Source organism: Saccharothrix sp. CB00851, assembly GCF_001905065.1.
Taxonomy (GTDB): domain Bacteria; phylum Actinomycetota; class Actinomycetes; order Mycobacteriales; family Pseudonocardiaceae; genus Actinosynnema.
The window spans coordinates 47,119-67,749 of record NZ_LWLC01000045.1 but is presented as its reverse complement, the minus strand read 5'-3'; the positions used below and the strand labels follow the sequence as shown (position 1 = coordinate 67,749).

General features: G+C 72.3%; 18 protein-coding genes and 2 tRNA genes. 11 read left to right on the top strand and 9 right to left on the bottom strand.

The genetic code is table 11. The features are described from left to right. Positions 1-5 precede the first annotated feature (5 nt). Entirely contained in the window at positions 6-896 is an 891-nt protein-coding gene (locus tag A6A25_RS34525; RefSeq protein WP_073897402.1) for an NAD-dependent epimerase/dehydratase family protein, read from the bottom strand. A gap of 117 nt (positions 897-1,013) precedes the next feature. Between A6A25_RS34525 and A6A25_RS34520 the strand changes: the two genes are divergently transcribed. Next, positions 1,014-1,226, top strand: coding sequence for a hypothetical protein (locus A6A25_RS34520; protein WP_073897400.1), 213 nt, complete (start codon positions 1,014-1,016; stop codon positions 1,224-1,226). Positions 1,227-1,376: 150 nt separating this feature from the next. After that, positions 1,377-2,807 (top strand): hypothetical protein, encoded by a 1,431-nt coding sequence (locus A6A25_RS34515; RefSeq protein ID WP_073897398.1) that lies wholly within the window; start codon positions 1,377-1,379, stop codon positions 2,805-2,807. Here the strand turns inward: A6A25_RS34515 and A6A25_RS34510 are convergent. Continuing rightward, positions 2,797-3,585, bottom strand: a complete 789-nt coding sequence (locus A6A25_RS34510) for a hypothetical protein (protein WP_073897396.1) — start codon at positions 3,583-3,585, stop codon at positions 2,797-2,799. The two genes, A6A25_RS34515 and A6A25_RS34510, sit on opposite strands and share 11 nt — an antisense overlap. 87 nt (positions 3,586-3,672) lie before the next feature. Between A6A25_RS34510 and A6A25_RS34505 the strand changes: the two genes are divergently transcribed. The 4 genes from A6A25_RS34505 to A6A25_RS34490 all read left to right on the top strand — a co-directional run bounded on the left by A6A25_RS34505 (position 3,673) and on the right by A6A25_RS34490 (position 7,483). Next, entirely contained in the window at positions 3,673-4,884 is a 1,212-nt protein-coding gene (locus A6A25_RS34505) for a DNA cytosine methyltransferase (protein ID WP_073897394.1), read from the top strand. A gap of 391 nt (positions 4,885-5,275) precedes the next feature. Beyond that, positions 5,276-6,538, top strand: a complete 1,263-nt coding sequence (locus tag A6A25_RS34500) for a thioester domain-containing protein (protein WP_073897392.1) — start codon at positions 5,276-5,278, stop codon at positions 6,536-6,538. A 148-nt stretch (positions 6,539-6,686) separates the two neighbouring features. Then, positions 6,687-6,860, top strand: a complete 174-nt coding sequence (locus A6A25_RS34495) for an antitoxin (protein ID WP_073897390.1) — start codon at positions 6,687-6,689, stop codon at positions 6,858-6,860. Further along, positions 6,857-7,483, top strand: a complete 627-nt coding sequence (locus A6A25_RS34490; protein ID WP_083668902.1) for a putative glycolipid-binding domain-containing protein — start codon at positions 6,857-6,859, stop codon at positions 7,481-7,483. Before A6A25_RS34495 ends, A6A25_RS34490 begins: the two co-directional genes overlap by 4 nt. A 61-nt stretch (positions 7,484-7,544) precedes the next feature. On the opposite strand, the gene A6A25_RS34485 is transcribed toward A6A25_RS34490, so the two are convergent. The 5 genes from A6A25_RS34485 to A6A25_RS34465 form a co-directional block, all read right to left on the bottom strand. Next, a complete protein-coding gene (locus A6A25_RS34485) occupies positions 7,545-8,729 on the bottom strand; it encodes a thiolase family protein (RefSeq protein WP_073897388.1) in 1,185 nt (394 codons plus the stop codon). A 13-nt stretch (positions 8,730-8,742) separates the two neighbouring features. Then, positions 8,743-10,548 (bottom strand): fibronectin type III domain-containing protein, encoded by a 1,806-nt coding sequence (locus A6A25_RS34480; protein ID WP_073897386.1) that lies wholly within the window; start codon positions 10,546-10,548, stop codon positions 8,743-8,745. Positions 10,549-10,615: 67 nt separating this feature from the next. Then, a complete protein-coding gene (locus A6A25_RS34475) occupies positions 10,616-12,379 on the bottom strand; it encodes a fibronectin type III domain-containing protein (protein WP_143193595.1) in 1,764 nt (587 codons plus the stop codon). A 9-nt stretch (positions 12,380-12,388) separates the two neighbouring features. After that, the gene (locus A6A25_RS34470) at positions 12,389-13,339 is read right to left on the bottom strand and encodes a prephenate dehydrogenase (protein ID WP_073897918.1); all 951 of its coding nucleotides are present in this window, start codon (positions 13,337-13,339) and stop codon (positions 12,389-12,391) included. A gap of 151 nt (positions 13,340-13,490) precedes the next feature. Continuing rightward, a complete protein-coding gene (locus A6A25_RS34465) occupies positions 13,491-14,726 on the bottom strand; it encodes a M20 metallopeptidase family protein (protein WP_073897382.1) in 1,236 nt (411 codons plus the stop codon). Positions 14,727-14,815: 89 nt separating this feature from the next. Between A6A25_RS34465 and A6A25_RS34460 the strand changes: the two genes are divergently transcribed. The 4 genes from A6A25_RS34460 to A6A25_RS34445 all read left to right on the top strand — a co-directional run bounded on the left by A6A25_RS34460 (position 14,816) and on the right by A6A25_RS34445 (position 18,757). Further along, complete coding sequence (locus A6A25_RS34460; RefSeq protein ID WP_073897916.1) at positions 14,816-15,304, top strand: tRNA adenosine deaminase-associated protein; 489 nt, start codon at positions 14,816-14,818, stop codon at positions 15,302-15,304. 40 nt (positions 15,305-15,344) lie between these two features. Next, complete coding sequence (locus A6A25_RS34455; protein ID WP_073897914.1) at positions 15,345-15,779, top strand: nucleoside deaminase; 435 nt, start codon at positions 15,345-15,347, stop codon at positions 15,777-15,779. Between the two features lie 82 nt (positions 15,780-15,861). Next, positions 15,862-15,946 (top strand) — tRNA-Ser (locus A6A25_RS34450). Between the two features lie 360 nt (positions 15,947-16,306). Continuing rightward, positions 16,307-18,757: an endonuclease/exonuclease/phosphatase family protein gene (locus A6A25_RS34445; RefSeq protein WP_143193594.1), complete on the top strand. Its 2,451-nt coding sequence runs from the start codon at positions 16,307-16,309 to the stop codon at positions 18,755-18,757. 56 nt (positions 18,758-18,813) lie between these two features. Here A6A25_RS34445 and A6A25_RS34440 read toward each other — a convergent pair whose 3' ends face one another. After that, positions 18,814-19,386: a hypothetical protein gene (locus tag A6A25_RS34440; RefSeq protein ID WP_073897380.1), complete on the bottom strand. Its 573-nt coding sequence runs from the start codon at positions 19,384-19,386 to the stop codon at positions 18,814-18,816. A gap of 141 nt (positions 19,387-19,527) precedes the next feature. Then, positions 19,528-19,612 (bottom strand) — tRNA-Ser (locus tag A6A25_RS34435). Between the two features lie 96 nt (positions 19,613-19,708). Between A6A25_RS34435 and A6A25_RS34430 the strand changes: the two genes are divergently transcribed. After that, positions 19,709-20,626 (top strand): iron-siderophore ABC transporter substrate-binding protein, encoded by a 918-nt coding sequence (locus A6A25_RS34430; protein ID WP_073897377.1) that lies wholly within the window; start codon positions 19,709-19,711, stop codon positions 20,624-20,626. The last annotated feature ends 5 nt before the right edge of the window (positions 20,627-20,631 follow it).

The following is a 20,631-nucleotide window of genomic DNA, read 5'->3' as shown; positions in this document are numbered from 1 at the left end:
TAGAATTACGACAAGGGTTCCCCTTGGCGGGGACCCTCGCCTGGCGTTGGGGGTTCGGCGGGGAGGTTCCCGCGCTCGGCCTCCCACTGGGAGCGGACCAGGGTGTCGAGGTCCGAGGAGGTCGGGCGCCAGCCCAGGGCGCGCAGGCGGGTGGTGTCGGCGCGCAGTTCGCGCACCTCGCCGGGGTGCGCCGGCCGCCGCACGACCGGCACCGGGCGGCCGGTCACCCGGGCCACCGAGTCGAGGACATCGGCCACGCCTGCCGGTGTCGCGCCGACGTTGAGCGCCGCGTACCCCTCGACCTCGCACTCCACCGCCGTCACGAAGGCCCGCGCCACGTCGCGCACGTGCACGAAGTCCCGCACCGCCGACCCGTCCCCGAACACCTCCATCGGCGGCAGCCGCCCGGCCGTCGCCCCGCACGCCCGCGTGATCAGCCGCGTGTCGTCCACGTCCCCACCACCCGCGACGTTGAACAGGCGCAACGCCACCCCGGTCACCGCACCCGCCGCGGCGGCCCAGGACAGGACGTCCTCCGCGGCGGCTTTCGAGGCCGCATAAGGGTTCGCCGGGGCACGCGGGCAGTCCTCGCCGATCGTCGCGACACCGGGCGACCCGTACACGCCCGCCGTCGACGCCAGCACGAACCGCGGCGGCGGCGAGCGCAGCAGGTTCACCGTGCCGCCCACGTTCACGTCGTAGTACCGCACCGGGTCACCGAACGACTCGCGCACCCGCCCGAGCCCCGCCAGGTGCACGACCGCGTCCACCGGCCCGTCGAACGACCCGACCCGGACGTCACCCGAAAAGGGGATGGGCGTGTGGCCCGCCGCGGCCAGTTCCGCGAACACCACCCGCCCGATGTACCCGGTCGACCCGGTGACCAGAACGCGCATGGGCACATCCCAGCACGTCCACGGCACCGTCCACACACCTGAACTCGGTGCAAATTCACCCTAAAGGTCGGGACCGGTGGGGCCGATACAACCCAAGTGAGTTACCCGCATCCAGCCATGCACACGAGCATCGAGGGCGTTCTCGCCGAGTACGCCGTGCACGAGGCCAAGCGGCAGAGGTTCCTGGAGACCGCCGCCGCCATCGTGGCCGCCGCGCCGCCGTCGGTGGACGACACGCTGCTGGGCCTGCTGCTCCCGTTCCCCAAGGCCCGGGGTCCGCGTGCCTTCCTCAACCGGGTTGACCAGGTCCTTCGCGACGCCGCTCGATGATCTCGCGAGGCCGCCCCTGAGCCCATCGGCAAGTTTCATCCGGTCGTTGCCGGACCGTGCTAGGCCGATCCCGTCGCCTGCCTCTACAGTGCGTGACACCCGGCGCTCGCCGGCTGTCTCGTCTGCTTCTCATAAAGCGAGTTCTCGGCGATGGATGACGTCCTTTCCGCGCTTCAAGCGCGCCTCGGCACCCTGTTCGGCGACCGGTTGGTCGTGCTCGCGGGCGGCACTCGGCTGAGTAGTCGCGCCGGCGAGCTGCACCAGCTCGGTGCCCGCCATACGCTCGTGCTGTCGACGGACGACCACGCGCCGCTGCACGACTCGGACGTGGCCCGCTGGGTGCCGCTGGGCATCGCGGGCGGCTTCGTCGCGGTCGAGCAGAACCGGCTCACCAAGCTGCTCACCTCGCCCAACCGCAAGGTCCGCGCGGTGCTGGAGGAGTTCGACCCGCGCGGCGAGGCGCTGGTGATCAGCACCCCGTACGTGCACACGCCGGAGTTCGCGGGCCGGCCCGTGCTCAACGCCCGCCGCCCCGACTGGGTGGAGCTGGAGAACAAGACGACGATCGACGGCCTGTGGGACGAGCTGTCCGCGCCCCGCGCGCCCGCCGTCGTGCTCGGCCTCGACTTCGACGGCCTGTGGGAGGCGACCCAGCGCCTCGACCGCGGCGCGGGCGTGGTCTGGTCCGGCGACGGCCCGGCGATCAACGGCGGGGCGAACTTCGTCCGCCGCGTCCGCGACCGGCAGGAGGCGCGCGACGCGTTCGACGTGCTCGCGGCCAAGTGCGAGTTCGTCCGGGTGATGCCGTTCCTGGAAGGCATCCCGGTGAGCGTGCACGGGATCGTGTTCCCCGACGGCACCGCCGTGCTGCGGCCGATCGAGATGGTCGTGCCGCGCCGCGCGGGCCAGGCCCGGTTCCTGTACGCGGGCTGCGCGTCCTACTACGACCCGCCCGCGCGCATCCGCGAGGAGATGCGCAACCTGGCCCGCCGGGTCGGCGAACGGCTGCGCGAGACCGTCGACTACCGCGGCACGTTCACCCTCGACGGCATCGCCACCGCCGACGGCTTCCTGCCCACCGAGATCAACACCCGCTACGGCGGCGCGATGGTGTGCTTCGAGGACGCCCTGCCGCAGCTGCCGCTGGCGCTGGTGCAGGTCGCCCTGGTCGCCGGGCACGACCTCGGCGTCTCGTCCATCGAGTTCGAGGAGCTGCTGGTCTCCGCCGCGGACGACTACCGGCACGGCTCGGTCGGCGCGAACGTGCGCGCGGTCCACCCGACCGAGGTGGTGGAACGCTCGATCGTGTTCACCGAGTGGTCGTGCCGGTTCGCGCACCCGGACGAGACGCCGCACGGCGTGCTGCGGCTGCGCCCGTCACCGCTGGGCGCGCGGCTGGAGCTGGACTTCTACGCCGACCAGCTGCCGCTCGGCCGCCCGGTGGTGGCGCTGACCGTGGCCGCGTTCGCCCTGGCCGACCAGGAGTGGGGCACCGCGCTCGGCCCGCTGGAGCCCGCGGTGCCCGTCGCCGACGACGAGGCCGCGACCGCGGTCGTGGAGCCGACCGCCGTCACGGCGTGATCGTGACGCCTTCGTGGTCGTCTCCATAGGCGGCTAGGTAGGCGTACCGGTAGCCCATCAGCTGCAAGGTCACTTCCGGCGGCTGGTTGGGTGGGTAGGCGTTGGCGCGGTAGGCGCGCAGCAGCTCGGGGTTGCACTGCGCGGTGGCGCGCAGCAGCGCCGGGGTGACCGGCGTGCCGCACACGAGGTGCAGCGCGACCCGTGCGGCCAGCGCGAGCAGCCGCGGTGAGCGGTCGGCGGAGGAGAGGTCCTCCGCCACCGCCACGACGTGCCGCGGCACGACCTCGGGCACCGCGATGGCCAACGCCATCGAGCACGCCACCTCCGCGCCCGCCAGCGCCTCGAACACCTTCGGCGCGCCCTTGGCCACCTCGTACCGCGTCTGCGTGATCCAGTCCGGCGGGCGGCGGGGCAGCTCGCGGCCGAGCGCGTTCCACCGGCGGCGGGTGCGCTTGCCGTCGTCGGTGAAGCCCGCGCTCGCCAGCGCCATCGCGGCCAGCAGGAAAATCACCCGATCGCGGCTGTCCGCGGGCACCCGGTAGCTCGCGCCCATCTCCACCAGGAAGGGCACGGCCCACACGCTCGCCTCGGACACCGTGTCGTCGACCAGCAGCCGGTCGACGAGGCCCTGGCACGCCACCTCCCGCGTCACGCGCTCGCCGTGCACCACCCGGCGCATCAGCTCGTCCACGCCTGCCCCGTGGGCCAGCACCGACCAGGGCATGTCCTCCAGTCCACGCAACGGATCCGGCCGTTGCCACGCAGGTGGGAGCTCCATGGCGCGCAACGTACGCGATCGCGGCCACCGGTACCGGCGGCATCACTCACCTGAGGGCGGTGCGGGCACTCACCGTAGGATCGCCGGGTGCGCGGACCCACCTTCAAAGTCGTCGACCTGTTCTCCGGCGCCGGTGGCATGAGCCTCGGCTTCCAGGCGCACCGGGACTTCACCATCGTGGGGGCCGCCGACGCGCAGATCGGCAAGCCGTCGTCCCGGCTGGGGTCGTTGCGCTGCAACGGGATCTACCGGGACAACATCGGCGTCGACCCGTTGCAGGTGGACCTGGGCCGGCTCGACCCGGCCGTGCTGCGGCAGGTGTGGAACCTCCAGCGCGGCGAGCTGGACGTGCTGGTGGCGTGCCCGCCGTGCTCGGGCTTCACCCGGATCGCGCCCGCCAACCACCTGCGTGACGACCCGCGCAACTCGCTGGTCGGCCGGGTCGCCGCGTACGTGGCCGAGTTCCGGCCCCGCGTGCTGGTGCTGGAGAACGCGCGCGAGCTGGTGAAGGGCAAGCAGCGGCACCACCTGGACGGGTTGGTCGACCAGCTGCTGGAGATCGGGTACGAAGTGGACGCCGGTACCCACATGCTGTCGCGCTTCGGGCTGCCGCAGTTGCGCGAGCGCGCGATGGTGGTGGCGGTGGACTCGGGCGTGCCGCTGCGCACGCTGGAGGACCTGTGGCAGGGCTGGGAGGTGCGGCCGGGCGCGGTGACCGTGCGGCGGGCGATCGGCAAGCTGCCGCCGGTGGAGGCGGGTGAGGCGCACCCGGAGGACGAGATGCACGTGTCGCCGTCGTTCCGCCGCGACCGCTCGCTGGACCGGATGCGCGCCATCCCGGCCGACGGCGGGTCGTGGGGCGACCTGGTCGGCTCGCCCGCGGAGCTGCTGCTCAACCCGGCCCAGCGCAAGATCATCGAAGAGGGCAAGTGGGGTTCGCACCCGGACGTGTACGGCCGGATGTGGTGGGACGAGCCGGCGCGCACGATCAAGCGGGAGTGCGGGCACGTCGGCAACGGGCGTTACGCGCACCCCGAGCAGCACCGGTTGTGCACGGTGCGGGAGATGGCGCTGCTGCAGGGTTTCCCGCGCCGGTTCCGGTTCGACGTGTCGGTGATCGGCAACGCCTACCGGCACCTGGGCGACGCCGTGCCGCCGCTGATCTCGTTCCAGCTCGCGGCGCTGGTGAAGTGGATGCTGACCGGCCAGCCGCCGACCGCGAAGGACCTGTGCCTGCCGGGCACGTCGCTGAGGGTCGGCGACATCCGCCCGGTCACGCCGTCCGCCCTGGTCGCGTAGATCACCGTTTCACAACGGTGTGGCGTCGAAAGCAGGTCGGCGCGGATTACGTGCATTCCACTGTGGACCGTCTGAACTGCGGAAATGCTGCCGCGGAGGGTGTCGGTGTCCGTTTCGGGGTCTGTCGAAACAGTACCCCGCGGTCGGTCCTCGACGGGCTGTCGAATATGCTTGATCATCCATTGTGGATGGACGGCTTCTGTTGTCGCTGCTCGCAGGCGGTTCTGCGGACAGTGTCGTCCATTCTCGATCGGGTGAACGCAATCAGCTAATGTTCGGCTGATTCCTGTCGTTTCGGTGTCGGAGCGCTCTGCCAAGTAGCTCCCCGAGCGACACGGACCGCCGCCTTGCACCACACCAACGGCTGCCCTCGTGAGCCTCAAGGAGACAAATGGTTTCCCGGTCGACTTTCCAGCGCTTCGGCGCTGCGATCCTCGGTGCCGGGCTCGTCCTGATGACGGCCCTGCCCGCGTCCGCCGCCGACAAGCCGAAGGTCGAGCCCTACGACGGCGCTGACGAGCCCGGCATGGGCATCTACCTGGAGCGTGACGGCGAGCTCCTGGACGGCAACGCGCGCGAAAACGGCAAGCAGGCGTTCAACGCCAGCCTCATCGGCCTGAAGCTGCACGAAGGCGGCGAGGACCACACCGCCCAGGCGTACTGCGTCGAGCTGCCGACCCCGCTGGAGGACGGCAAGCCGCTGGAAGAGGTGCCGTGGGGCGAGCACCCCAACCCGGACACCAAGTTCAAGGAGAACGCCGCCAAGGTCAACTGGGTGCTGCAGAACAGCTACCCGGCGGTGGGCGCGGAGGACGCGTTCAAGCTGTACGGCTTGGACCCGAAGAACGCGGAGAAGAAGCGCAGCATCCTGATCGCCGCCGCCCAGGCGGCCGTGTGGCACTTCAGTGACGGCGTCGACCTGCGCAAGGACGACTCCACCACCGAGACCGAGGACGTCTACGGCGGCACGGTCGACGAGCTGGTCCACAAGGCCTACGAGTACCTGACCACCAAGGCCGTGGACCTGGCCGAGCCCAAGCCGACCCTGTCCATCGAGCCGGGCGAGCTGGAGGGCGAGGCGGGCGAGAAGATCGGCCCGTTCGTCGTCTCCACCACGGCCACCGAGGCCATCCTGACCGCGGAGCTGCCCGCGGGCGTCACCATCGTGGACGCCGACGGCAACCCGCTGCCGGTGGCCGACGAGGACTCCCGCAGCGCAGCCGCGACGACGAACGTCGCCGAGGTGTGGGTGAAGGTCGACTCGGGCGTCGAGCCAGGTGAGGTCGAGTTCACCGTCTCGGCCAGCGCCAAGCTGCGCAGCGGCCGGCTGTTCGTGTCCAGCGACCGCAACCAGAAGACGCAGTCGCTGATCATCGCCAAGTCGGAGACCTTCCCGGTCTCGGCGAAGGCGAAGGCCAAGTGGGTCGAGGCCACCGTCGTGACCACCACGACCGAGGCCACCACGACCACCGTGCCGACGACCACCACGACCGAGGCGCCGACGACCACCACGACCACGGCCGTGGCCGGTGGCGGTGGCGACGACCTGGCCGACACCGGTGCGTCCATCTTCGTGCCGCTGCTGATCGGGCTCGGCCTGCTCGGCGCGGGTGCGGGCGCGCTGCTGTTCGTGCGTCGCAAGCGCACTGCCTGATCACACTGACTGACGCGACGGCCCCCCGGGACTCCTCCCGGGGGGCCGTCGCGGTGTGCGGGCGGTGCGCCGTGCCCGGCGGTACGGTTTGCCGCTGGGGGCGTGAGGACGATTCGGGTAGCCTGCGTCAGGAGTGCGAGGGAGCACGATGAACTTCGACGAGATCAAGAGCAAGGCGTCCGAGCTGCTCGAGCAGCACCACGAGCAGGTCGATGCGGGCATCGACCAGGCCGCCGCGTTCGTCGCAGGCAGGTTCGGCCACGAAGAGCAGGTCAAATCGGTGGCCGAGAAGGCCAAGGACATCCTTCCGGGTGGAGAGTGAACTCGTTCAACACGGCTGAGCGGGCGAACCCGTCGTCCGGGGAGACCCGCTCCGCGGCCGCGCAGATGGTGACCTGGCAGGGGTACGACGTGCCCCGGCTGGAGCAGGTGCGCTTCCTGCTCTCGGAGCGCAAGCTCCGCGCCTCGGGCCGCCTGGTGACCGCCGGTCCGGCCGAGCAGTTCAGCGGGTCGTTCGAGGTGTCGGTCGGCGAGACCGGTGCCGTCACCCGGCTGCTGCTGCGGACCGCCACGGTGTCGGAGGAGCGGCAGATCTCGGTCAGCCGTTCGTCGGAGGGCATCTGGCTGGTCGACTACGGCCAGGGCGCCGAGCGGGCGGACTTCGACGGTGCGGTGGACGTGGACGTGCAGTTCGCGGTCCTGTTCAACGCCATCCCGATCCGCAGGCTCAACCTCCAGCAGGAGGAGGGCGAGCACGAGATCCCGGTCGTCTACGTGACCCTGCCGGACCTGTCGGTCCAACTGGTCCGCCAGCGCTACCGCACGGTCTCGATCGGCGAGGACCGCTCGGTCGTCTCCTTCACGCACGGCGAGTTCGAACAGGACATCACCGTCGACCGGACCGGCCTGGTGGTCGACTACCCCCGCATCGCCTACCGCATCTGAATCGCGAACGGCGCGAAACCGCAAGTCACCCGCGATCGTGCTGTCGCTCGATCAGGCGATCTCACACCCGGACGGCGATGGCCATGCCCTGACCCACGCCCACGCAAGCCGCCGCCACGCCCAGGCCGCCGCCGCGGGCGCGCAAGTGCCGGCACACGTCGACGATCACGCGCGGGAACGAGGCGCCGAGCGGGTGGCCGTAGGCGATCGCGCCGCCGTGCACGTTCACCTTCTCCCGGTCCACCTCGGGCAGGTGGTGGAGCACCGACAGGGCCATCGCCGCGAACGCCTCGTTGATCTCCCACAGGTCGACCTGCGTCGACTCGATCTTCAGCCGCGCCAGCAGCTTCCGGATCGCCGACACCGGGGCCAGCGTGAACCGCTGCGGGTCCTCCGCCGTCACGGCCGAGCCGAGGAACTCACCCAGAGGCGTGATCCCCAGCGAGGACGCCACCTCCTCCGACCCCATCAGCACCGCCGCCGCGCCGTCGTTCAACGGCGACGAGTTGCCCGCCGTCACCGGCCCGCTCTCCGAGAACGCCGACTTCAGCTTCCCCAACTTGTCCGCCGACGTCTCCGGCCGCACGGACTCGTCCCGCCGCACCGGCGCACCGTCGCGCAACTGCACGGGGAACGCGAACCCGTCGTGCACACCGGCGTCCCAAGCGGCCGACGCGCGCCGGTGCGACCGCAGCGCGAACAGGTCCATCTGCTCCCGCGTGATCCCCAACTCCACCGCGACGTCCTCCGCCGCCCGCCCCAGCGGTACGGTCCACTCGGGCTTCATCCGCGGGTTCACCAGCCGCCACCCGAGCGCCGTCGACACCGACTCCAACCGGTCGGCGAACGGCCGGTCCGACCGCGGCACCACGAACGGCGCCCGCGTCATCCCCTCGACACCACCGGCGAACAGCAGCGACGCGTCCCCGAGCGCCAACGCCCGCGCGGCCTGCACGATCGCCTCACCACCGGACGCGCACAGCCGGTTGATCGCCACGCCCGGCACCGACGTCGGCAGCCCGGCCAGCAGCGCGGCCATCCGCCCGACGTTGCGGTTCTCCTCGCCCGCGCCGTTGGTGTTGCCCAGCAGCACGTCGTCGATCGACGCGGGGTCCAGCCCGGGGTGCCGCCGCAGCAGCTCCACGATGGGCAGCGCGGCCAGGTCGTCCACCCGCACGCCGGACAGCCCACCGCGGTAGCGGCCGAACGGGGTGCGGGCGGCGTCGAGGATGAGGGGGCGCGACATGCGCCCCATCCTCTCACCGGCCGACGAAGAACGGGATGTAAGCCGAGGTGGGGCGGGTCTCACCGGACGTGCCGAACAGCCGCACCTCGATCATGTGCGGCCCGAGGGACAGCTCGCCGGTGCTCAGCGCGAACCGGTACTCCCCGGCGACACCCGGCCCGCCGGACGCGGTCGGCACCACGGCCACCCGCTCGTCGTCCACCCGCACGCTGAACCCGGCCAGGCCGGCCAGCGCCTCACCCGGCTGCCCTTCCAGCACCAGGTCGAACACCATCCGCCCGCGCTGCACCGCCGCACCCTCGGGCACGGTCCGGCCGCTCGCGTCGAGCACCGTGCCGCTCGCCCGCGCCAGCTCCCGCTCCCTCCCGGTCAGCGGTTGCGTCTCGCGCCGGGGCGGCGCGCCCGAGTACGACCCGGTCAGCTCCAGGTCGACGTGCGTCGCCTGCACCCGCAGCGCGGTCACCAGCGTGACGGCCAGCGCACCCGACGCACCGACCCGCAACGCCTCCACCGGCAGGTCCGCGACCACCGGGTACGCCACCCCGGGCCGCCACGGCGCACCGGCCACCGCGGGTCGCACCGGCACCACGACCCCGGCCACCGACAGGGTGAACGACGGCGCCTCGGCGGCCGTGTCGCTGTGCAGCAAGGCCATCCGGAGCAGGCCACCGGTCACGCCGGGCAACGGTTCCAGCCCGTGGGCCGAAGGGGCGGACACCGCCGCCGTGACGTCGACCGCCGGCGCCGGGACCCACGCCGGTGGCGAAGCCTCCTCCCCGTCGAACGCGATCAGGCTGATCGCCGCACGCTGCCCCGTCGGTCCGGCCACGGACACCAGCGCCGTCGCCTCACGCCACGCGGGCACCACGGGGCTGGTCGCGACCACGTGCCCGTCGAGCAGCACGCGAACGCCGTCGCGCCGCAGGACCAGCTCCCACCGGTGGCTGATCCCGGTCTCCAACGCGGGCACCCCGCGCACCACCGTCGTCGGCGTCCCGGCCGCCACCACCACCTGCACGGACGTCGCACCGGCACCGGTCGCCACCCGCAGCCGCACCGCGTCCGGCGGCAACGCGTCACCGCTGACCAGCGACACCGGTCCCGGCACGAGGTCCAGCACCAGCTCGCCGTCACCGCCGGGCGCGTCGGTGTCCACCACGAACCGGCCCAGGTCGTCGGCGTCCCGCAGCACGAACGGCGTGCGTGACCGCAACGTCGCCGGAGCCGCCGCGCAGTTGCTGCTGAGCACGAGCCGCCGCCCGTCGTCGTCCTGCCCCGGCGTGGCGCGGGCGCAGTTGCCCCGTGACGCCAACCGCCACCGGGTCGGGTCGGGCGCGTCGGGCTGGTCGAACCGGTCTTCCAGGGCGTAGTCGCCGGAAGGGAGGGCGTGGGGTGTGCCGGTGGCCTTCGCGGGCGCGGACCGCTGCCCGAACGCGTCCACGGCGTACACCTCGACCTCGTACCTCCGCTCGTCCTCGAGGCCGTCGAGCTGGGTGACGGGCTCGGTGATCAGCCGGGACCGGTCGAGTCGGCCGGGATCGCCCCACCGCACCTCGTAACCGGGCGCGTCACCGGTCCACCGCAGCTGCAACCGCCGCGGCCCGGACGACACGGTCAGCGCGCGGGGTGCCTCGGGCGGCGGTCCGGCCGTCGGCACGAGCACACCTTCGGCGGCGAACGGCGCCAGCGAGGTGGGCGGCGGCGCGGACACGCTGGTCGCGGTGACGGGTTCGCCGAGGCCCGTGGTGCGCAACACCGTGATCACCCCGGCGAACAGCACCACACCCGCGGCGATGAGGGCGACCCGGCGACGTTCCATTGAGTCAAGTTAGGTCGCGTGGTGACGCCGGTCACCACGTCGTTGCGCACCCGAGACCAAGAACGGCCTACAGCGGCCGGATCTCGAACGGCTGCTCGTACGACTGCACGAGCAGCCGTTCGTCCACCGGGAGCACGCGCACGTCCAGCCGGTGCCGCCCGCCGGGCAGCCCGGCGAGGTCGACCAGGAACTCGTGCCGCCCGCCGGCCGAGCCGTTCGTGGGCAGCACGACGATCGGTTCACCGTCGAGGTCCACTTCGACGCCCTTCACGGCGGCGACCTCGCGCGCCCGCGAGTCCGCCAACTCGACCGTGAGCCGCAGCTTGCCCCCGTTCGGGAGGCGGGGCGTCCCCGAGTCGTCCGCGGCCTCGTGCACGACGGACACGGCGGGTCTGGGCACCAGCGGGTCGGGGAGCGCGCGGTCGACGAGCCGGGGCAGCCGGTGGCGCGCGTCCTGGCCGTCGGCGATCACCAGGTGCGCGGCGTAGGCGGTGAGACCGCCGTCGGAGCGCAGCGCGACCCGGGGGTTGGAGTCCGGTGCCGGCAGCGGGAAGTCGGCGTAGACGACGGACGGGCGGGACCGGTCGAGGCCGCGGTCGGGCGGCATGAACACCGCGGGCGCGGACCGCGTGCCCAGCTCGACGGTGATCGGCGCGGTGCGCTCGGCGACCACGGACGCCACCACGCGCACCGAGGACGCGCCCGCCAGCTGGGAGTTGGCCACGTTGCCCAGCGACACCACGCCGTTGTCGTTGGCGCTCGGACCGAGCGGGGCCACGGAACCCGGCGCCGGCATGCCCGGCACACCGCCGATGCCGAACGTGTCCAGGTGGGTGCCGCGGGCGTTGCGGAACACCAGGCGTGCCCGCGCGGAAATCCACGGCAGCTCCACCTCCGCCATGGCCACCTTCACCCCGTCCCGCAGCGCCACCACGGCGCCGGGGATCACGCGCAGCTCCCAGCGGTGGCGGACGCCCGACGTGGGCGGCGGGTAGGTGCCGCCCAGCTCCGTCGGCGACGTGACGCCACCCAGCACGAACTGCGCGCCGAACGGCGTGATGCGCAGGACCACGGCGTCCGGCGGGAACGGTTCCTCCAGGTGGCCGACGTCGTGCACCGGGTCGGGCAGCAGGGCGATCAGCACCGAGCTGTCCTCGGACTGGTCGCCGACCGGGCCGTCGGTGGTGAGCGAGACGCGGGCGACCGCGCCGTCCGGGGTGGGCACGCCGAACCGCACCGGCACGTTGGACTGCAGGTCGACGCGGTCGCAGTCGATCTCCAGCCGCTTGCCGTTGAGCGGGCGCAGGCACAGGCAGTCGGTGTTGCCGCGGTCGAAGACCCGCCACCGGCGCGGGTTGAGCGCCTCCGGGCCGTCGAACACGTCGAGGGGTGGCATCAGGCCGTCGAGCCACGTTTCGTCGTAGACGAGTCGCGGCACGGCTTGGGCGGTGGCCGGGTCGGACCGGTTGCCCATCGCATCGAGCGCGCGGACTTCGACGTGCACGTCGGCGTTGGCGTCGAGGTCGGTCAGCTCGGTCTCGGTGCCGCGGACCAGGCGCGTCCGGCCGTTCCAGCGCACTTCGAAGCCGCCGTGGCCGATGCCGTCGGTGGCCGTCCAGGACGCGCGCAGGCTGGTGCGGTCCGACGCGGTCAGCCTCAGGTCGGTGGGCGCCGTCAGGCGTTGGGTGTCGGGGACGTACTCGACCTTCTCGTGCAGGAACCGTTCGAAGGCCCGCGGTGGCGGGGGAGCGGATTCGTTGCGCAGGACCACCACCGCCGCGCCCAGGAGCACGAGGCCCCCCAAGGCGGCGATGAGTCTGCGACGCTCCACCGAAGCACCCTATGGGGTGAGTGCGAGCGCGGTTGTGCCGTTCAGCGCAACGACCCGGCCTCCGCGTGACCCCAGGTCGCGCAGCGCCCGCCGGGCGTCGGGGGCGGTGAGGTCGATGGTCAGGTCGGTCAGGGTCGGCTTGTCGACCAGCGCCAGGCGGGCCGCGTGACCCGCGTCGATGGTCTTGGCCAGGCCGCCGGTCGAGGCGAGCGAGCCGCGGGCCGCGCCCAGCCGGCCGAGCGCGTCGTCCACGGCGTCGAGCAGCGCGCCGCGGTTGCCCTCGCACATCGCGCGGACCAGTTCGGGGCGGCTGCCCGCGACGCGCGTGCCGTCGCCGAACGAGCCCGCGGCCAGGGCCAGGGCGAGCGGTCCGCCGTCCGCGCCGACGCTGGCCAGCACGGCGGCGAGCAGGTGCGGCAGGTGGGAGATGCGGGCCACCGCGGCGTCGTGCTCCGCGGCGGTGGTGGGCACGACGTGGGCTTTCGCGGCGAGGGCCAGCTCGATGACGTCGGTGAGGACGTCCAGGTCGGCGTCGTCCTCGGCGGTGACGACCCAGGCGGCGTCGTGGAACAGGTCGGCGCGGCCCGCGGACCAGCCGGACGCGGAGGTGCCCGCCATGGGGTGGCCGCCGACGTACCGGGCGTGCGGCGCGACCCGGCGGACCAGGTCGGTGACCGGGCCCTTGACGCTGACGACGTCGGTGAGACGGACGCCCTCGGGCAGGGCCCGCAGCACTTCTTCCACAGCCGGCAGCGGAACCGCCACGACGACGAGCGCATCGTGTACACGCGCGCGTTCGAGTGCCTCGGCGAGGTCGACCACGTCGTGACCCTCCCGCGCGGCGGCCTCCGCGTCGGCTGTCGAAGCGGTCGCGCCCCAGGTCACGCGCCCGGCGGCGGCTGCCGCGCGCAACACCGAACCGCCGATCAACCCGAGCCCGACCACGCAGACGCTTCGCACGGCGCTCATCCTGCCGGCGCGGGCCCCGACGCCCCTACTTGTCCACAGGACAGGAGTTGTCCACAGATCCGCGAACGCCCCTCGCCACACCCGCCGATCGGCGGCAGGGTCGAGGCCATGGACAACACCACAGCCCCGACCCCGCTTCGGCTCACCGCAGGGCGTCCAACGCGAACGCCGTGTAGACGACGACCCCGTGCTCCATGGCGGCTTCGTCGAAGAGCACCCGGTTCGAGTGGTTCGGCTCCGCCCGGTCCAGCTCGACCCCGCGCGGGCAGGCGCCCAGGAAGGAGATCGCGCCCGGCACCCGTTGCAGCACGTACGAGAAGTCCTCGGCGCCCATCAGCGGGTCGTCCATGGGTGCCGCCCAGCGCGCGCCGAGGGCCGCCGCGGTGATGTCGATGACGTGCGGCCCGACCACGTCGTCGTTCACCGTGACCGGGTAGCCGGGGACGATCTCCACCTCGGCCGTGCAGCCGTGCGCGGCGGCCACGTGCGTGACGACCTGCTGGAGCTCGCGGTGCACCAGGGCCCTGGTGTCCTCCGAGAGCGTCCGGATGGTGCCCTCGACCAGCGCGGTCTCCGGGATGATGTTGGTCGTCGTGCCCGCGACGAGGTGACCGATGGTGATCACGGCCGGGTGGTGCACGCTGACCCGCCTGGCGACCATCGTCTGCAGCGCGCCGACCATGGCGGCGGCGGGCGGCACGGGGTCGATCGCGTCGTGCGGCATGCCGCCGTGCCCGCCGCGGCCCTTGACGGTGATGTGGAAGGTGTCCGCCGAGGCCATCGTCGGCCCGGGTCGGCTGACGACGACTCCCGACTGGAGCGTAGAGGTGATGTGCAGGGCGAAGGCCTTCTCCACCGGTGTGCCCGCCGCGTCGAGCACGCCCTCGTCGAGCATGTGCCGCGCGCCGTGCTGGCCCTCTTCACCGGGCTGGAACATGAACACGACCTGGCCGGCCAGCGCGTCCCGGCGTGAGGAGAGCAGGCGTGCGGCGGAGGCGAGCATGGCGACGTGCGTGTCGTGGCCGCAGGCGTGCATGGAGCCGTCGACCTCGGAGGCGTAGGCCAGGCCCGTTTCCTCCTGGAGCGGCAGCGCGTCCATGTCGCCGCGCAGCAGGACGGTCGGTCCCGGCTTGCTGCCGCGCAGCACCGCGGTGACCGAGCTGCTCGACTTGCCGGTGGTCACCTCGACCGGCAGGCCGGACAGCGCGTGCTGGATCGCGGCCTGGGTCGCGGGCAGGTCCAAGCCCTGCTCCGGGTGCCGGTGCACCTGCCGTCGCAACGCCACTGTCCTGGGCTGAAGGGCTCGGGCGGCCTCGACCAGCCCGGTGAACCGGGGCTCGGGGACGGCCGTCTGTGCGTTCGGCAGAGTTGTGCTCATCCCTCGATAGTGGCATCGACGCGCCCCCCGTGCCCGTGGCCGAGGCCCCCGTGCTACCGGGTGCGTCGGCGTGGCCCTACGGTGTGCACATGGCACACCAGGAGCCGGTCAACGGCTTCGCTGTCGCGGTTGTCCGTGAGGACGGCCGGTGGCGGTGCGGCAAGATGGACAGCTCGGCGTTGTCCGAGCTCGACGCGGCGATCACGGAACTGCGCCAACTGCGCTCGACGGGTGCCGTGTTCGGGCTGCTGGCGGTGGACGACGAGTTCTTCATCGTCCTGCGCCCGGTGCCCGGCGGGGTGTCCCTCCTGCTGTCCGACGCCGCGGCGGCGCTGGACTACGACATCGCCGCGGACGTCCTCGACCTGCTTCGGGTCGACCCGCCGGACGAGGAGGACGACGAGCTGTGGCCCGAGGGCGACCTCGCCGTGCTCGCCGACCTCGGCATGCCGCAGCACGAGATGCAGGTGATCGTGGACGAGGTCGACCTGTACCCGGACGAGCAGCTGCAGATGATCGCGCAGCGCTGCGGTTTCGGCGACGAGTTCACCAAGCTGCTGGACAGCATCCAGGCGTGACGGGCGTGGTCGCGTGATCAGCCAGGCGTCCGACGAGGCGATGGTCGAAGCGGCCCTGGAGGTCGCCGCCGAGGCGCCCACGACGGGTGACATCCCGATCGGCGCGGTCGTCTACGGCCCGGACGGCGCCGTGCTGGCGCGGGCCTGCAACGCCCGGGAAGCCCTCGGCGACCCGACCGCGCACGCCGAGGTCCTGGCGCTGCGCGCCGCCGCCGCGGTCCACGGTGACGGCTGGCGCCTCACCGGCTGCACGCTGGCGGTGACCGTCGAGCCGTGCACGATGTGCGCGGGCGCCCTGGTCCTGGCCCGCGTCGACCGCGTGGTCTTCGGCTGCTGGGAACCCCGCACCGGCGCCGTCGGCTCCCTCTGGGACGTGGTCCGCGACCGCCGCCTCAACCACCGCCCGGAAGTGGTCGGCGGCGTGCTGGCCGAGCGGTGCGCGGCACTGCTGGAGTCGTTCTTCGCCGACCTGTGACCCTCGGACGCCCTGACCAGCGCGGATGTCACCGGCCACCCCCTGTTGGGACGCAGCGCGCCGGTCTTGTATTGTTCTCGGCGGTGGCGTGTCCGAGCGGCCGAAGGAGCACGCCTCGAAAGCGTGTGAGGTGAAAGCCTCCGTGGGTTCAAATCCCACCGCCACCGCTGCTCAGAGCCCCGGTTGCCGATCATGGCAACCGGGGCTCTGACGTTTGGCGGAAATTCGGGGGGTGGCAATGGTCACGCGGCGCGGTGAGGCCGGTGCCGGGCCCACTTCCCGGCGGGGCACCGGTGGCGCGCACGGGCGCCGAGCCGGGCCTCGTCAGGTCCGGGTCGGCGCCCCTGTCGTGCGTGGCGTGCCCGGGCCGGCGCTGGGAGGGCCACCGGGAGGGGCACGGCCATGACCCTACCCTACGTTCGAACACACGTTCGAGGGCGGTAAAGGTCAACCGTTAGTGACGGTGTCTTCCGCCGTTCACTCGATACGGGGAGGATGCGCGGCACCCGCCAACTACGGAGGACCCGTTGAGACCTACCCCGCTCCGCGTCGGACTGGCGGTCACCGCCGCCTCGGCCGTGACGTTCGCCCTCGCCACGCCGATCCACGCGGCCCCGAGCCAGGACGCCCTCATCGCCGAGGTCTACGGCGGTGGCGGCAACTCCGGTGCCACGCTGACCCGGGACTTCGTCGAACTCGGCAACGCGGGCACCGCGCCGGTCACCGTCGACGGCTGGAGCGTGCAGTACCTCCCGGCGAGCGCGAGCGCCTCCAGCAAGTGGCAGGTCACCCCGCTGACCGGCTCGATCGCCGCCGGCGCGCGGTTCCTGGTCGCCCAGGCCAAGGGCTCCGGCGGCACGGTGGAACTGCCCGCGCCGGACGTCACCGGCACGACCGCCATGAGCGGCACCGGCGGCACGATCGCCCTGGTCACCGAGACCACGCCGTTGACCTGCAAGACCGCCGCCGACTGCGCCGCCGACGCGCGCGTGCGCGACCTGGTCGGCTACGGCACGTCGACCGTCGTCCGGGAGACCACCCCGACGCCCAGCACGAGCAACACCACCTCCGCGGCCCGCCCCGCGTTGACCGACACCGACGACAACGCCGCGGACTTCACCATCGGCGCGCCGACCCCGGTCAACTCGAAGGGCCAGGGCCCCGGCACCCCCGACCCGGACCCGGAGCCCGAGCCCGGCGACAAGCGCATCCGCGACATCCAGGGCACGACCCGCATCTCGCCGCTGCTCGGCCAGAAGGTCGCCGGCGTGCCGGGCGTCGTCACCGCCACCCGCGCCACCGGCGACCGCGGCTTCTGGATCCAGGACACCACCCCGGACACCGACCCGCGCACCAGCGAGGGCGTGTTCGTCTACACCGCCGACCTGGCGCCGACCGTGGAGCCGGGTGACGAGGTGCTGGTCTCCGGCACCGTCGCCGAGTACCGGCCGGGCGGTGACGCGGCGAGCAACTCCAACCAGACGCTCACCGAGATCACCGGCGCGACGGTCACCGTGAAGTCCAAGGGCAACGCCCTGCCCGCGCCGGAGACCCTGAACCCGCCGGCGGGCTACCTGCCCACCGCGAACGGCGGCAGCATCGAGTCCCTGCCGCTGGACCCGGCGACCTACGGCCAGGACTACTACGAGTCCCGCGAGGGCATGTACGTCCAGGTGGCGGACGCCCGCGTGGTCGGGCCCACGAACCGCTTCGGCGAGACGTGGATCACCACCAACCCCACCCAGAACCCGACGCCCCGCGGCGGCACGATCTACCTCGGCTACGACCAGCCCAACAGCGGCCGGATCAAGGTCAAGCCCGGCGCCGCGACGCCGCGGGTGAGCAACGTCGGCGACGTGTGGCGCGGCACGACGGTCGGCAACGTCGAGTACACCAACTTCGGCGGCTACACCCTGGCCACGAAGACGGTCGGCGAGCACGTCTCCGGCGGCATCACGCCGGAAGTCACCGACGCGCAGCGCGCGCACGAGCTGTCCGTCGCCACCTACAACGTGGAGAACCTGGCCGCCACCAACGACCAGGCGAAGTTCGACCGCCTCGCCGCGGCGGTCGTGACCAACCTGAAGAGCCCGGACGTCGTCGTGCTGGAGGAGATCCAGGACAACAACGGCCCGACCGACGACGGCACGGTGGCGGCGGACGCGACGTTCGCCAAGTTCACCGACGCCATCGCGGCCGCGGGCGGTCCCCGCTACCAGTGGCGCCAGATCGACCCGGTCAACAAGGCCGACGGCGGCCAGCCGGGCGGCAACATCCGGGTGGCGTTCCTGTTCAACCCGGCGCGGGTGTCCTTCGTGGACCGGCCGGGCGGGGACGCCACCACGGCGGTGTCGGTCGTGAAGCAGCACGGCCGGGCCGCGCTGTCGGTGTCGCCGGGCCGGGTGGCGCCCGCCGACGAGGCGTGGGAGGACAGCCGCAAGCCGCTGGCCGGCGAGTTCAAGTTCCGCGGCCGCACGGTGTTCGTGGTCGCGAACCACTTCGCCTCCAAGGGCGGCGACCAGGCCATGCACGGCCGCTACCAGGAGCCGGTGCGCTCCTCCGAGGTGCAGCGCGCCCGGCAGGCCGCACTGCTGCGCGGTTTCGTGGACCAGGTCAAGGCGGTCGACCGGGGCGCCAACGTGGTCCTCGCGGGTGACATCAACGACTACCAGTTCTCCCCGGTGGTCCGCACCCTGACCGGCACCGGCGACGTGGTGGCCTTGATGGACACGCTGCCCGCGAACGAGCGGTACAGCTACGTGTTCGAGGGCAACTCGCAGACCCTGGACCACATCCTGGTCAGCTCCAACATCACCCGGTACCGCTACGACGTGGTGCACATCAACGCGGAGTTCGCCGACCAGGCGAGCGACCACGACCCGCAGGTCGTGAAGCTGCGCCCGAGCACCGGCAACGCGCACGTCGACCAGTGGGTGTTCCTGCTGGAGGACCTCGTGGAGCACCTGCCCAGGGCGTAGCCCGCAGCAGCGCCACCGGCCCCCTCGGACAACGCGTCCGAGGGGGCCGGTCCCGTTCACGCGCCGGGTGCGGTGGTGGGGCGTGCCGTGGTGGTGACGGTCGGCCGGACCGTGGTGGTCACCGTCGGCCGCACCGTGGTCGTGGTCGGCTGGGGTGACGTGGTGGTGGTGGGCTTGGCCGTCGTGGTGACGGTCGGGTTGACCGTCGTGGTGACCGGGGGCCTGGTGGTCGTGGTGGGCGGCTGGGGCGCGTCAGCGCAGTGCGCGTCCTTCGGCAGGTTGGCGTACTCGTCGCCCTTGAAGTAGATGGCGCTGGACCACTGCGTGCCGCCGTCCTGCCTGCCGATGTTGAGCCACACGTCGTTGGTGTAGCCGAAGTCCGTGACCGACTCGCCGTGCACCCAGCAGTACACCCCGACCGTCGAGCCGGCCAGGACCGGGCTGCCCGGCGCCTGCGTGCACGACGTCGAGGGGCAGTGCCGGACGTTGACGTCGTGCCACGCCGTGGCGGAGTACTGCGGCGGCCCGCTCGCACCGACCTCGGCCGAGGCAGAGGCCGAGGCGAAACCGCCGGCGAGCAGCCCCGTGGCGGCTGCGGCGACTGCGACGGCCGTGTTGCGGATCCTCATGGACGTGTCCTCCCAGTAATCAGTCGATCACTGATAAGACGCCCCAGCCGGCCCAGGTGTTGCATCGAGCTGCCGTGCCCGCAAAGAGCTCCGCGAATGACCAGAGCCCCGGTCACCTGACGGTGCCGGGGCTCTGGTCCGCGGAGGATACGGGATTTGAACCCGTGAGGGGGTTAACCCAACACGATTTCCAGTCGTGCGCACTAGGCCGCTATGCGAATCCTCCGTGGCGGAGTCTAACGGAGGGCCGGCGCGCGCCCCAAAACGGGTGGTCGGCGGGCTGAGTGCATCGGTGACCAATGGGTTCGGTTAGGCTCGCCTAATGAAGCGTGGTCTCGTGGTCGTCCTGTCCGCCCTGCTGCTGGCCGCCTGCGGTGGCGGGGGCGGTGAGGCCGGACCGTCCACCTCGGGTGTGACGGTCGACACCCGGTTCGGTCCGGTGACGATCGAGCAGCCGCCGACGCGCGTGGTGGCGCTGGGCTGGTCGGACGCGGAGGCCGCGCTCGCGCTCGGCGTGCAGCCGGTCGGTGCGAGCGACTGGCTGGCGTTCGGCGGCAAGGGCGTCGGGCCGTGGGCCGAGGGCCTCTACCAGGAGGCACCCAAGCTGCTGGGCACCACCGAGATCGACTACGAGGCCGTCGCCGCGCTCCAGCCGGACCTCATCCTCAACACCCGGTCGGACAACGACCCCCAGAAGCACGAGACGCTGTCCAAGATCGCGCCCACGATCGGCGCGCCTAAGGACGTCATCCCCTACGGCACGTCGTGGCGGCAGCAGGTCGAACTGGTCGCGAAGGCGCTGGGCAAGGTGCCCGAGGGCGAGAAGATCGTCGCCGACCTGGACGCGAAGTTCGCCGCGAACAAGAAGTTCGACGGCCGGACCACCGTGGTCGGCGCGTACTTCGACGGCAAGTTCGGCGCCTACGTCTCCGGCGACTCCCGGGCCGACTTCATGAAGGCGGTGGGCTTCACGCTGCGCGAGGACGTCGAGGCGCTGGCCTCGGGCACGTTCTACGTGGACATCTCCGCCGAGCGGCTGGACCTGCTGACCGCCGACCTGAGCGTGCTGTTCCCGATCGGCGGTGACGCGTCGGCGCTCAAGGGCAACCCCCTGGTGCCGGAGAAGGCGCTGATCCTGGAGGACAAGGCCCTGATCAACGCCTTCTCCAGCGGTTCGTCGCTCGGCCTGGCCCACGCGCTCGACCACGCCGTGCCGCTGTTCACCGCCGCGCTCGGCTGACCAGG

Coding starts and splice junctions, on each gene's coding strand:
- A6A25_RS34465 (WP_073897382.1), bottom strand. CDS start 14,726: ATGAGCACAACTCTGCCGAACGCACAGACGGCCGTCCCCGAGCCCCGG.
- A6A25_RS34480 (WP_073897386.1), bottom strand. CDS start 10,548: ATGGAACGTCGCCGGGTCGCCCTCATCGCCGCGGGTGTGGTGCTGTTC.
- A6A25_RS34430 (WP_073897377.1), top strand. CDS start 19,709: ATGAAGCGTGGTCTCGTGGTCGTCCTGTCCGCCCTGCTGCTGGCCGCC.
- A6A25_RS34515 (WP_073897398.1), top strand. CDS start 1,377: ATGGATGACGTCCTTTCCGCGCTTCAAGCGCGCCTCGGCACCCTGTTC.
- A6A25_RS34510 (WP_073897396.1), bottom strand. CDS start 3,585: ATGGAGCTCCCACCTGCGTGGCAACGGCCGGATCCGTTGCGTGGACTG.
- A6A25_RS34525 (WP_073897402.1), bottom strand. CDS start 896: ATGCGCGTTCTGGTCACCGGGTCGACCGGGTACATCGGGCGGGTGGTG.
- A6A25_RS34520 (WP_073897400.1), top strand. CDS start 1,014: ATGCACACGAGCATCGAGGGCGTTCTCGCCGAGTACGCCGTGCACGAG.
- A6A25_RS34485 (WP_073897388.1), bottom strand. CDS start 8,729: ATGTCGCGCCCCCTCATCCTCGACGCCGCCCGCACCCCGTTCGGCCGC.
- A6A25_RS34495 (WP_073897390.1), top strand. CDS start 6,687: ATGAACTTCGACGAGATCAAGAGCAAGGCGTCCGAGCTGCTCGAGCAG.
- A6A25_RS34460 (WP_073897916.1), top strand. CDS start 14,816: ATGGCACACCAGGAGCCGGTCAACGGCTTCGCTGTCGCGGTTGTCCGT.
- A6A25_RS34440 (WP_073897380.1), bottom strand. CDS start 19,386: ATGAGGATCCGCAACACGGCCGTCGCAGTCGCCGCAGCCGCCACGGGG.
- A6A25_RS34500 (WP_073897392.1), top strand. CDS start 5,276: ATGGTTTCCCGGTCGACTTTCCAGCGCTTCGGCGCTGCGATCCTCGGT.
- A6A25_RS34455 (WP_073897914.1), top strand. CDS start 15,345: ATGGTCGAAGCGGCCCTGGAGGTCGCCGCCGAGGCGCCCACGACGGGT.